Annotated in this window: 9 protein-coding genes; all 9 read left to right on the top strand. The window is 52.6% G+C overall.

Annotation, left to right across the window (positions count from 1 at the left end; all coding sequences use genetic code 11):
- Window positions 1-4 precede the first annotated feature (4 nt).
- The 9 genes from RTU33_RS17330 (at window position 5) to tssA (ending at window position 13,139) form a co-directional block, all read left to right on the top strand.
- Window positions 5-2,332 carry a hypothetical protein gene (locus tag RTU33_RS17330; RefSeq protein WP_312629017.1) on the top strand — a complete coding sequence of 776 codons (2,328 nt, stop codon included), beginning with the start codon at window positions 5-7 and terminating at the stop codon, window positions 2,330-2,332.
- A 21-nt stretch (window positions 2,333-2,353) separates the two neighbouring features.
- Window positions 2,354-3,106, top strand: coding sequence for a hypothetical protein (locus RTU33_RS17325; protein WP_312629016.1), 753 nt, complete (start codon window positions 2,354-2,356; stop codon window positions 3,104-3,106).
- Window positions 3,107-3,290: 184 nt separating this feature from the next.
- Window positions 3,291-3,548 carry a PAAR domain-containing protein gene (locus RTU33_RS17320; protein WP_312629014.1) on the top strand — a complete coding sequence of 86 codons (258 nt, stop codon included), beginning with the start codon at window positions 3,291-3,293 and terminating at the stop codon, window positions 3,546-3,548.
- A gap of 71 nt (window positions 3,549-3,619) precedes the next feature.
- On the top strand, window positions 3,620-5,848 hold the full coding sequence (locus RTU33_RS17315) for a hypothetical protein (protein ID WP_312629012.1): 2,229 nt from the start codon (window positions 3,620-3,622) through the stop codon (window positions 5,846-5,848).
- Between the two features lie 5 nt (window positions 5,849-5,853).
- A complete protein-coding gene (locus RTU33_RS17310) occupies window positions 5,854-6,675 on the top strand; it encodes an XAC2610-related protein (RefSeq protein ID WP_312629011.1) in 822 nt (273 codons plus the stop codon).
- Between the two features lie 25 nt (window positions 6,676-6,700).
- Window positions 6,701-6,958: a PAAR domain-containing protein gene (locus RTU33_RS17305; RefSeq protein WP_312629010.1), complete on the top strand. Its 258-nt coding sequence runs from the start codon at window positions 6,701-6,703 to the stop codon at window positions 6,956-6,958.
- 2 nt (window positions 6,959-6,960) lie between these two features.
- Window positions 6,961-8,121, top strand: coding sequence for a hypothetical protein (locus RTU33_RS17300; protein WP_312629009.1), 1,161 nt, complete (start codon window positions 6,961-6,963; stop codon window positions 8,119-8,121).
- A gap of 26 nt (window positions 8,122-8,147) precedes the next feature.
- A complete protein-coding gene (locus tag RTU33_RS17295; protein WP_312629008.1) occupies window positions 8,148-11,519 on the top strand; it encodes an ImcF-related family protein in 3,372 nt (1,123 codons plus the stop codon).
- Window positions 11,520-13,139 carry a type VI secretion system protein TssA gene (gene tssA, locus RTU33_RS17290; protein WP_312629007.1) on the top strand — a complete coding sequence of 540 codons (1,620 nt, stop codon included), beginning with the start codon at window positions 11,520-11,522 and terminating at the stop codon, window positions 13,137-13,139.
- Window positions 13,140-13,211: the final 72 nt, after the last annotated feature.

The following is a 13,211-nucleotide window of genomic DNA, read 5'->3' as shown; positions in this document are numbered from 1 at the left end:
CGGAATGAAAATCTGTTTTCCTGCCCGAAAAGCGAATGGCGAGCAGTACGCCACTGTGGATGAGATGATGCAGCCGCTCTGTCAGGAGCCACACGGCTCCTGGCTGGCCGGTACAAACAACATGTGGCACGGCGGGATCCACATCACCAGTAAGAGTGCCCCGGGTTCCGTGCTGACAAACGAGACGGCAGACACGGCGGTACCGCTTCAGTTTATGGCGGGCGGCGAAGTGGTGGCCTGGCGTATTAATCAGGGCTACCTGACCGGTAAATACATCAATAACCCGCTGCAGTATTCCAGTACCTTTGTACTGGTCAAATCGACCTGTATCCCCGAGCCCGAAAAGAAGGATAACAGCCTCGATTTTTACTCGCTCTATATCGGGCTTGCTCCGCTGTCTGCTTTTCCGGAGCACAAGCTGTATCAGGTTACTGACAAGGGGGACGGGCTGAGTCAGCGTGAATATACCGGCCAGGAAAAAGACGGAGATAAGGCACCGGTTGCGAAGGATAAACTGAAAGCGGGTAACTGCGTCATTGTACTGCGTGAGATCTCTTTCGATCTGAAGGGGCAGACGCAGACGTTCGGGCTTGCCCGGATGCTGAACAGCAAATCCGAAATGACCGGCGGGGCGTTCTGGATGTCGCTCGATTCGCAATTTGTGACCCCCGTGGGTGAGCAGAGGGCACACCTGCCAGCCTGGATGCAGCAGGCGGTTACGCAGGGCACATTTGATGCCGTCGTTAAACCGGCAACCAAAATGGAGGTTGCAGCAGGTGATGCCGTGGGGTACCTGGCGGAAGACATTGCCCCCTGCGACTTACACGGTGTGGAAAAAAGTGCCTTTGTGCATATTGAAGTACTCAGCACCGACAGCCGGATGATCGATTTTCTGAGCAATAAGGCACAGGTGAAGGGCGGCCCGAAATACGTTTATATCCACCCGGAAAGCTTCATATATAGCCGTTCCGGCGATACCTTCACCCGGACCAAAGGACAGGTGAAGAAAGATATTCACAAAATTATGCCGCAGGAAAAATGCCATCCGTTCAAAGACAGCAACGGCAAGCGCTGGTTTGATATCGGGGACGGAGCCTGGCTCAGCGAAGCCGATGTGGACGCGGATATCGGCCAGTACGACCTGGATAAACTGGGCTTTAAAGCATTTGAAGAGCCGTCCACATCCGATATGACGAAATCCCTGCATGAAGGGTGGATCAAAGACGGGTTCACCAGAATTGCAGAGTGGGTACGCCCTGAGCGCGGTATCCGGGAAAAACAGGTCTCTGACTACTACAAAGCCCTGCTGAGGAAAATGGACAGCGATAACAGTGGTGACCTGTCAGGCGAAGAACTGCGTCTCGCGGTGAATTACGCGGAACTGGATGTCAGGGATATCGCGGCACGAATGGTGGTGAAACACGACAGTGAATGGTTTGGTGGCAGCAGCCATCATCGATGGAGAACGTTTTTAAAACAGTTGGGTCCCCTCTGTGTCAGCTATGTCAGACAGTGGTTTGACGACATGGAATGGATGAGCAAGGTGGATGGATTTAGCAGTGGTAAGTCTGTCTGGCATATGCATCCGGTGATTTTTTTGAACGCCATTGCAGATAAACGTACTATTCATATAACAGTGGATATGCTTTATAAAGTGTTCAATGGCTTAAAATCACCTACGAAGTCCTCATTCCTTCAGGAAATTGCGGATGAGATTAATACTCATGCAAGTGAATATAAATTGGATACCATTTTGAGAGTCAACCACTTCTTTGCTCAATTAAGAGAGGAGATGGGCAGTGCTGCAAGTCCTGTCGAGGGCCTTAATTACAGCGAAGAGGGGTTAAAGGCTAATTTTAGCTATTTTAGAACTCATCCTGCAGAAGCAAAGGAATACTCATATACTAAAGTTAATGGAAAAATCACGAAACATGCAAATGAGATTGCTATTGCTGATAGGGTTTATGCTAACAGATTAGGGAATGGGAATGTTTCGTCAGGTGATGGAAGTACATACCGAGGTAGAGGTGGTATTCATCTGACAGGAAAAGTAAATTACCAGGGGTTTTCCGATTACTATAAAAAGAACTGGGGCACCGATGTTGATTTTATAAACAATCCATCAATGCTTGAGAAAGGGACCTATTGCGTACGCTCTGCTGTTTACTTCTGGCTCCGTGAAAAACTTTATGATCTTGCTGATCAGGGTGATACGGGAGCAGTAGTAGATAAAATCACGGCAAAAGTGAATCTGCATACAACTAGCTATGAAAAACGACGCGGACATTTTGAAAAAATCAAATCAACTAACGTCTTTGCTGATGCGTTTTAATTGATTCAAAATCGAGGTGGAATGATGACTAAAATTAAAGTTGTTTTTTGTTTTTGTACACTATTTCTGAGTGCTTCAATTCAAGCTGCATACATGCCATATGTCGTAAGGAATTATGAAGGTTATATCGGGAAATATCCCGTGCATTTGTCTCTTCAGTTTTATGACTTTGGGGGAAAGGTAAATGTAGAGGGGAGCTACTATTACGATAACCACAGGTCACCCATTCCTCTATATGGCGTAAACGAATCAAGTTCAATTGTATTATGTGAGGCTGTCAGCGATGAAAGTTTCGAAAAGTATATTGTTCAAGGAGAGAGGTTTGACGTCTCAAAATGTCCTTTCAATCTAACACGGAATTCTACTGGTTTTCTTGGTGAGTGGCACAATGAACGGTCAACTTTAAAAGTAAATTTAAAGGAGACTGTTGAAGTTAGTGATGGTGTTATAAATGGAAGTGCTAAGACATTGGATATTCCATTTTGGGGGCAGACTAAACAACATGGTTTCATTGGTCTTTATGAAGCGAGTGCTGATGGTATTGTAATTAATAAAGTAAATGTTATTGATAAGAAAAGTGGTAAGTTAATACAGGTCATCAACCCGCAGATGAATGACTGCGAATTTGGAATGTATATGACGTCTATTTTTCAAAATATAGAAAGTGATGGCTCTAAAATTCGATTGAATTGTTACAGCACTGGGCCTGATGTGAGCGTTAATTATAAGTTCAATACGCAGACCTCGCGTTACGATGTTGTTACTGAACGATAAAAATAAAATCTTCGGCAAGGTTGAAGGTTTCAAGAAAAGTGAAATTTCTCTCAATGAAAAAATCAATTTGTGAATGTCAAACCAAAATGATTTTACAAAGAATTGACGTTCTGACAGTCGATTGATTGGGATGACCATCAGAATATGTACCTACAAACGGAAATTACTAACTTAAATGATAAATATGCAAGGGATAATCCGTCTCGGTGACAAAACCACACGCGGTGGAGCCGTATTGTCCTGCTCAACGACCATGCTTTTTGGTGATATTGGCGTGGCCCGTAAAGGTGATCGTGTTTCCTGCCCTGAGCATGGTGATACCACTATCGTCGAAGGTCACCCAAATTATCGCGATCGCGGTGTGCCTGTGGCGTTCCATGGGCACAAGTGTGGTTGCGGCTGCACGCTTATCAGCTCACTGTCCAGTGCTCTGGTGGGGTAAACGTGCCGGTTGAACCTGAGTGCATCTCTGCCCGGTAGGGTGATCCCTTCTTCACGTTAAGGATAACCGGAATGAAAATCTGTTTTCCTGCCCGAAAAGCGAATGGCGAACAATACGCCACTGTGGATGAGATGATGCAGCCGCTCTGTCAGGAGCCACACGGCTCCTGGCTGGCCGGTACAAACAACATGTGGCACGGCGGGATCCACATCACCAGTAAGAGTGCCCCGGGTTCCGTGCTGACAAACGAGACGGCAGACACGGCGGTACCGCTTCAGTTTATGGCGGGCGGCGAAGTGGTGGCCTGGCGTATTAATCAGGGCTACCTGACCGGTAAATACATCAATAACCCGCTGCAGTATTCCAGTACCTTTGTACTGGTCAAATCGACCTGTATCCCCGAGCCCGAAAAGAAGGATAACAGCCTCGATTTTTACTCGCTCTATATCGGGCTTGCTCCGCTGTCTGCTTTTCCGGAGCACAAGCTGTATCAGGTTACTGACAAGGGGGACGGGCTGAGTCAGCGTGAATATACCGGCCAGGAAAAAGACGGAGATAAGGCACCGGTTGCGAAGGATAAACTGAAAGCGGGTAACTGCGTCATTGTACTGCGTGAGATCTCTTTCGATCTGAAGGGGCAGACGCAGACGTTCGGGCTTGCCCGGATGCTGAACAGCAAATCCGAAATGACCGGCGGGGCGTTCTGGATGTCGCTCGATTCGCAATTTGTGACCCCCGTGGGTGAGCAGAGGGCACACCTGCCAGCCTGGATGCAGCAGGCGGTTACGCAGGGCACATTTGATGCCGTCGTTAAACCGGCAACCAAAATGGAGGTTGCAGCAGGTGATGCCGTGGGGTACCTGGCGGAAGACATTGCCCCCTGCGACTTACACGGTGTGGAAAAAAGTGCCTTTGTGCATATTGAAGTACTCAGCACCGACAGCCGGATGATCGATTTTCTGAGCAATAAGGCACAGGTGAAGGGCGGCCCGAAATACGTTTATATCCACCCGGAAAGCTTCATATATAGCCGTTCCGGCGATACCTTCACCCGGACCAAAGGACAGGTGAAGAAAGATATTCACAAAATTATGCCGCAGGAAAAATGCCATCCGTTCAAAGACAGCAACGGCAAGCGCTGGTTTGATATCGGGGACGGAGCCTGGCTCAGCGAAGCCGATGTGGACGCGGATATCGGCCAGTACGACCTGGATAAACTGGGCTTTAAAGCATTTGAAGAGCCGTCCACATCCGATATGACGAAATCCCTGCATGAAGGGTGGATCAAAGACGGGTTCACCAGAATTGCAGAGTGGGTACGCCCTGAGCGCGGTATCCGGGAAAAACAGGTCTCTGACTACTACAAAGCCCTGCTGAGGAAAATGGACAGCGATAACAGTGGTGACCTGTCAGGCGAAGAACTGCGTCTCGCGGTGAATTACGCGGAACTGGATGTCAGGGATATCGCGGCACGAATGGTGGTGAAACACGACAGTGAATGGTTTGGTGGCAGCAGCCATCATCGATGGAGAACGTTTTTAAAACAGTTGGGTCCCCTCTGTGTCAGCTATGTCAAAAAGTGGTTTGACGACATGGAATGGATGAGCAAGGTGGACGGATTAAGTGGTGGTGCGCCTGTCTGGCATATGCATCCGGTGATTTTTTTGAATGCGCTTTCTGATGGCGAGGAAATGATCACCTACGAGCAATTAAAGGCAATGCTTCCTGCCGACAAAGAAAAATATGTACAGATTTATCTTGAACCTCTAAATGAAACAATGAAGCTGTTTGAAATAAATACCCCTCTGAGAAAAGCGCATTTTATGGCACAGATCCTTCATGAAACGGGCTTCTTTAAATATACTGAAGAAACTGCATCAGGAAAAGCCTACGAAGGTCGTAGTGATTTAGGTAATAACCAAGCTGGAGATGGTCCCTTGTTTAAAGGGAGGGGGTTATTACAAATTACAGGCCGTGATAATTATACAAAATGTCAGCAGTATCTAAGAACCAAACTTAACGACAACTCATTCGATATAACATCAACAACAGCTAAGGCTAGCCACCTTTCAAACAACCCAAGGTATGCGGCACTAGCATCTGGTTACTTTTGGAGATACATAAAACCTAAGTTAAACAGTTCGGCTGATAAAGATGACATATACTGGGTGTCAGTTTATGTTAATGGCTGGGCTGTACAAAAGAAACCTTATTATCCTGACAAAGCTAAAGAACCGAACCACATGGATGATCGAGTGGCAAAACTATCGATAGCTAAGAATGCATTTGGTCTGGAGTGATCGAAATGAAAAAAATACTATTATTGTCTGTTTGTGTGTTTTCTTTTTTTTGTAATGCGTCCGAAGAAGTTAATGCTGAATATACGATAACTTCCTTATATAACGGCACAATAGGGAAAAGTAACATCACAATGAGCCTTACTGCATCCAGCGGGACGTATTCTGGTGTTTATATTTATAATAAATTCGAGAAAAACATCTTGCTAAACGGAACGTCCTCTGCCGACTCGGTTGTATTGAATGAGAAAGTAGGTGAAAGTACAGCAGTGATAACGCTCAAACCTACAGTAGATGGATACAAAGGTCAGTGGTGTGGGAAGAAATGCCTTCCTGTAACCCTTTTAGCTCATGATTCATTTAAAGACGGTCTATTGAGTGGTGTAAAAATATCTGATTCTGAGAATGGTGGTTCCGAACTGAAGTTGGAATTCAATGGTAAAGTTGAAAATATATCCTTGCCGGAATCTATTGACACTCCTACCATCGATTTTATGGATGTTAATGATGATGGTTTTTATGACGTAATTGCCAGAACTGATCACAGGCCAAATAATGGAAGTCAGAGTGTGTATATTTCAACCAGTAAGGGCTTTGTGGAACAGGAAGTATTAAGCGGCGTAAATGGTACGTTGACATACAGACCATTCACTAAAAATATAGTGTTTGATTCAAAGGATGATTGCTGCGAGAAGTATAGCAAAACTATTTACTCATTCGACAATGGCAAGCTTGTTAAAATTAATGATGTGTCTTTTGATTATTCAAGCGATAAAGGTCATTCTGAAAATGGTAGTGAAGTTTCAAAATCCATGTTTGAGTCTTATTGACTATAAATAATATCAAGGGAAGTATATGCAAGGAATAATCCGTCTCGGTGACAAAACCACTCATGGTGGTGCAGTGCTGTCCTGTTCAACAACCATGTTCTTTGGCGATATCGGCGTGGCCCGTAAAGGTGATCGTGTTTCCTGCCCGGAGCATGGCGATACCACTATTATCGAAGGTAACCCAAATTATCGCGATCGCGGTGTTCCTGTGGCTTTCCACGGTCACAAGTGTGGTTGCGGTTGCACGCTTATCAGCTCACTGCCCAATGCTCTGGTGGGGTAAACGTGTCGGTTGAACTTGAGCGCATTCCCGCGCAGGAGAAACTGCCGTTCCGTCCGCGTTTTAAACGCTGGCTGTTCCTGGGACTTGTGATGCTGCTGGCAGGGGCTGCAGTAACATTCCTGTTCTGGCAAGGTGAGCGTTCAGGTGCAGCTTTCTGGGGGCTGGCAACAGGATTGCCTGTCGTATTGTGGGGCTTACTGGTTGTCGGGCGCTATTTTGGCTACGTGCTTCTTCGTGACCGTTGTGAAAGAAAAAATGCCACAACCGCCGCCCGATACCGGGCAGACGTTGCGCGCGGACAGCGCTTTGCCTGGCTTATCGGTGAAGGCCTGATTAACGGGTTGGGGTCTGCCAGTCTGATGACGCATGAGGCAGTGTTAGCCAGAAAGCCCCTGATGATGCCCTGCGAACCCGTTAATGGTGGCAACCCGGTTCGTCACCGGGCGCTGGCCGCTACCGGAGAGATGGCTGACCGGGAAGCGCATTTTTTTCAGGAGGTTATCGCCCACGTCCAGAATCTGGTGGCGTTGCTCCCTCCGACGCTGACCTGCTATCTGGCGGTGGATACCGGTGAACAGTTTTCGACACTGCCGTCGCTCCTGCAAAAAAGTGTTTCCCATCCGCTGGTGCGCATCCGCGACCTGACGGGGCTGGAAATCCTCGACTACTGGCTGGACTGTCATTATGACCGTGCTGCTGCGTTACTGGTGGTCAGCGCTCAGCTTTACGAACACCCGCCAGAGGACAGTGGCGAAGCCATTTCCGTGTTACTGCTGACCAACTGCCGTCTGAAGGATATCCCGGACGTGTCAGTCAAAGTTCACCGGCCGCAGATATGTCGCGATGGCAATCTGAATCTGGCGTTTGAACGCGTCATGATGTGGTCAGGGCTTGATAAAACCAGTCTGAAGCGGGCCTGGACCAGCGGCGGCCAGATGGCCTCCGGCGATATCTTCAGCAAGGCCCGTGAGACGTATGCTCCTGGCCTTAAGGCTGACAAAATCATTCATATTGATACGGTTGTCGGGTTTGCGGGTGTTGCCGCCCCCTGGCAGGCGTTACAGCTGGCGACCCGTCAGTGTTTGAGCGACAGCGAAGCCCAGCTTATTGTCACCGAACTTTCAGAAGACAACCGACAACTCTGTATTGTCACACCAGAATAACTCTCAAGGGATTGCTCTCCTCCGTTATGAAAATCGCATCCACTTTTCTGCTTGCGCTGATTCTGGGCGCACTATCTGTCTGCCTCACTGGCGGCGCACTCTTGTTATGGCCGGAGTGGGTTAAGGACACCTTCAATATCGGGCCATTCAGTACGACCGGCATAGTGATTATCAGCCTGCTGCAGATGCTGGCTGTGCTGATCATCGGTTGGGTACTTGAAACTGTATTCACGAAGAACGGTGAGAAGCTGGGAAAGCTGGATGTGGTAGCCTCCGGACAGCAGGCTGCTGCATCCCAGCCTGAAGCAAAGCATACTGACGCGGATACCTCCCGGTTTGTGGCTGAAGCGCTGGTCGAGCACCTGCGCCTGCGCTACCGCCGTCATTGGAAAGCCAAAGTTCGCCTGCTTCTGGTACAGGGTACCGACAGCGATATCGAAAAGGTGGTACCGGGTCTTAAGCGCGATCACTGGCAGGAGAGTGACGGGGTGGTGCTTATTCACGGCGGTCTGGCGGAAAGCGTGCCGGATGATGAGTTCCTGTCGGTACTGAAAGCCGTTCGCCCACAGCGTCCGCTGGATGGCGTGGTGCAGGTGATGAATACGGCTGTACTGCCCGATACGGCGAAGCAGGACACGCTGGTGCGTGTACGCCAGAAAACCGATACGTTGTTGGGCTGGCAGTTGCCGGTCTGGCTGTGGCTTATCCGGGAAGGTACCTGGGCCCATGACGGGGAAGGTGTGCCTCCAGCCGGCGCGTTATTTGGTCCGGGCGCAACAACGGAAGAGACCCGTGAGACACTCACCACTCTGTCCTCCGAATTGCAGACGCCCGGCGTGGCAGCATTGCTGGAGAGTTCACAGCATCACTGGCTGTTGAGTCTGTCAAAAGCCCTGCGTGGCTCGCTGCGGCGCTCCCTGGTCCCGCTGCTGACCACGCTGATGTCGGGGCCGGCCCCTTACCGTCTGCGTGGTGTGATGTTCAGTCCGGCATTGCCGGGAACCGAAACAGTACCGCATGCGCGCCTGTCACCGGCAGTCTGGCAGGAACTTGAGAATGACAGCCTGCAGGTGCATGCCCGTAAAATCGGCTTCCACTGGCAGAAGGTACTGCGCCTGGTGCTGCTTGGGCTGGTTCTGCTCTGGGGCGCAGGTACGCTGCTGTCCCTGTCCGTCAACCGCACACAAATCTGGCTGGCCCAGGATACGGCTCGGGTTGCCGCTGACACAAAACAGCCTCTGCCGGAGCGCCTTCGTAACCAGCTGGCACTGCAACAGACTATTGCCCGCCTGCAGAACCGCGAAGTGCACGGTGCGCCGTGGTACACCCGCTTTGGCCTGAACCAGGACAGCGACACGCTGAAGATGCTCTGGCCACTGTACGCCCGTAACAACCAGGCGCTGATGCGTGATGCGCTGGCCGAAGAGCTTCACAGCCAGCTGAATGCCTTTGTGCAACTGCCGCCGGCAAGCGATGCACGTACGTCTGCGACCCAAAAAACCTATAACCTGCTGAAAGGTTATCTGATGCTGGCGCGCCCGGACAAAGCAGATGCGAACTGGCTTGCCGGCAATATGCTGAAAGCCTGGCCGCACCGCAGCGGTGTGCCGGACAGCGTGTGGCAGACACAGGCCCCGAAACTGCTCGGCTTCTGGGCGCAGAACTTACCGGCACACCCTGAGTGGAAAATTACCCCCGACCGCGAACTGGTGGGCACGGTGCGCCAGATTTTGCTCAAACAGATTGGTCAGCGCAACGCTGAATCCGGTCTGTATCAGGAGATGCTCGGACGCATTGCCCGTAACTGGCCGGATTTAACCCTCGCGGACATGACCGGCGATACGGACGCCTCATCTCTGTTCTCCTCGGAAGAAGTGGTGCCGGGGATGTTCACACGCCAGGCGTGGGAAGAGCAGGTACAGGACGCCATTGATGAGGTGGTGAAGACCCGCCGTGATGAAATCGACTGGGTGCTTACTGATAAAACCCATCAGCCGGGCAGTGATGTATCGCCGGAAGCGCTCAAACAGCGCCTGACCGAGCGTTACTTCACCGATTTTGGCAACGCCTGGCTCAATATGGCCAACAGTATCCAGTGGCAGGAAGCCGCCTCGCTCTCCGAAGCGATTGCCCAGCTGAACCTGCTGGCGGATGTGCGCCAGTCACCTCTGGTGGCGCTGATGAATACCCTTGCCTGGCAGGGGCAGACGGGTGCCAAAGGAGAAGCTCTGGCTGACACCCTGGTGGACTCGGCGAAAAAACTGGTGGGGCGTAAGAAAAACGCAAAACAGTTTATTGAGCAGGCACAGGGCCCCAAAGGTCCGCTGGACGGCGTGTTTGGTCCGCTCACGGGTCTGATGGCCGGCAAGGACGGTACCGGCTCAAACGGTAACCTCAGCTTCCAGTCCTGGCTTGCCCGTGTGACCCAGGTGCGTCTTAAGCTGCAGCAGGTGACGAGTGCACCGGATCCGCAGGCGATGGCGCAGATGCTGGCCCAGACTGTGTTCCAGGGCAAAGCCATTGACCTGACCGATACCCGTGACTACGGCTCTCTGGTGGCCGCAAGCCTCGGCCAGGAGTGGAACGGCTTCGGGCAGGCGCTGTTTGTGCAGCCACTTGACCTTGCCTGGCGTCAGGTGCTGGCTCCTGCTGCAGGCAGTCTCAATGCCCGCTGGCAGAGCACCATTGTTTCGCAGTGGAACACCGCTTTTGCCGGACGCTATCCGTTTAAGGCCACCGGCAGTGATGCTTCACTGCCACTGCTGGCCCAGTTCCTGCGCAGCGACTCCGGGCGTATCGCGGCATTTATCAAAACCAACCTCGGCGGCATGCTGCATCAGGAAGGCAGCCACTGGGTGGTGGATCCGGCTGCCAGCCAGGGAATGAGCATCAACCCGGCGTTCCTTACTGCCATCAATAAGCTTGCTGATATCTCCGATATTGTTTTTGCCCAGGGCGATGCCGGCGTGCATTTTGAACTGATGGCCCGACCGTCGCGCGATGTGGCCCGCACCTGGCTGACGCTCGATGGCCAGAAACTGGATTACTTCAACCAGATGGAAAGCTGGCAGAGTTTCACCTGGCCGGGTAATACGTATTACCCCGGTGTGGATCTGAGCTGGCGTTCAGTGAACACCGAAATGCGCCTGTATGAAAGCCACCAGGGGAACTGGGGCTTCATCCGCCTGCTGGATAAGGCGCTGATCACTCCGCTCGACAGCAGCCGCACCCAGCTGGTGTGGATCACCCCGGACGGTAATCCGCTGAAATTTATCTTGCGCAGCGAGCTCGGTGACGGGCCGCTGGCGCTGCTCAAACTGCAGGGCTTCAGCCTGCCGCAGAACATTTTTGCCGTTGGTGCTGCCGACAGCACACTGACACTGGCGGGAGACGAATAAATGGCGATGGCAGAAACGTTACTGACCCTGTGTCTTCCGGATGTGGACCAGCATGCCGCACTGCTCGCTAAGAGCCGGGAAAACCTCTCTCTGTGGTCGCCGTGGCTGACACCACTCCCGACCGGTAATGGAGCCGGGGATGACCCGACCTATGAGGATGATTTCCAGCTGATGCGCGAGGAGATCAACAAGCTTTCCGGTACTGATATCGACGTACTCTGCCGCCTGGCGGAAAGCATTCTGACCCGACATGCCCGCGATATCCGGGTGGCGACCTGGTATGCCTTTGCCCGCCTGCAGCGTGACGGCGATACCGGGTTGACGGACGGCGTTCTGCTGCTGACGGCCATGCTGGAGCAGGCGGGGCAGCACTGCCACCCGCAGCGCAGCACCGCCCGTTTAGCGGCACTCGAGTGGCTGAACAGTGAGCGCGTTCTGGATGCATTAGCACGCTGGCCGGACGTGACGCGGGAAGAGACGGCCAGAACGGCGGCGGCCCTGTGCCTGCTGGAGAATGCGGTTGAGCAGTTGCCAGAGGCGGAACGCCCCACCTTTGCCGGGCTGCTTCGCATGCTGGAAACCCGCCTGGCCGGTAGCGGCGGGCTGGATACACCGGTGGCAACATCCGGCCAGGATCATGCAGGTGAAAGTCCCCACTGCACACCGACGTCAGGCGCAGCTGTACCGGAAACCGCAGCCGTCAAATCGGAAGTGGAGCTGGTCCGTCAGCTGCGCGTCCTGTCCGGCTGGGTGGTGGAGCAGCCGCAGGGCTGGCTGGCGGCTCACCGGATGATGAAGGCCGCCCGCTGGGACCTGGTGACGCAGCTGCCGGCGCTCGACGCAAGCGGGCGCACCCGCCTGCTGCCGCCAAAGGCGGACTATCGCGCCCAGCTTAAACGCCTGTACCTGCAGCAGAGCTGGACAGAGCTGATTGAACAGGTGGATGTGATGTTCACCGAAGGCGGCAACCGCTTCTGGCTCGATTTGCAGTGGTATCTGTGGCAGGGGCTGAGCCGCGCAGGGAACCCCTGGGAGCAATGGGCCGACTATATTCTGAGCGACCTGAAGCTGATGCTCAAACGTCTTCCCGGCCTGGAGGCACTTGCCTGGAACGACGGCTCGCCGCTTGCCGATGAGGTGACGCTGAACTGGATAGCCGAAAAGGTCAACGATGACATGCCGGGCTTCAGTGACGAGCCGGCAGTGGCCACCGCCGCTCAGGCAGATGACATTCTGGCACTGGAAGCGGAGGCGATGGAGAAGGGCGACAGTGAGGGGCCGGAGGCGGCACTTAGCTGGCTGCAGAATCGCCCGGACATGGCCTTACCCCGCAGCCGCTGGCTGCTGCGTCTGCTGATGGCAAAGGTGGCAGAGCAGTACGGACGTAATGAACTCGCCCTCCATTTGCTGGGTGAACTTACCGACAGCGCCCCGCAACTGACCCTCAGTGAGTGGGAGCCGGGGCTGCTGTTCGACGTGCAGGCCCGCCGTCTGCGGTTGCTGCGCATGAAAGCGGGGCGCAGTGAAAGTGACAAGGCCCGTTTTGCCCCGGAAATGGACAGCCTGCTGGCCGGGCTGATTGCTCTCGATCCGGCCCGCGCGATGGTGCTGTGCGGTTAATTGCCCCCTGATATTACGGGTCATCCCCCTTGATGACACCTTCTGTTTTCTTTTTGATATTTTCTATACTCA

The organism is Scandinavium sp., from assembly GCF_032012665.1.
In the GTDB taxonomy this organism is placed as follows: domain Bacteria; phylum Pseudomonadota; class Gammaproteobacteria; order Enterobacterales; family Enterobacteriaceae; genus Scandinavium.
The sequence above is the reverse complement of the archived record's forward strand: the minus strand, read 5'-3'. Positions and strand labels throughout refer to the sequence as shown.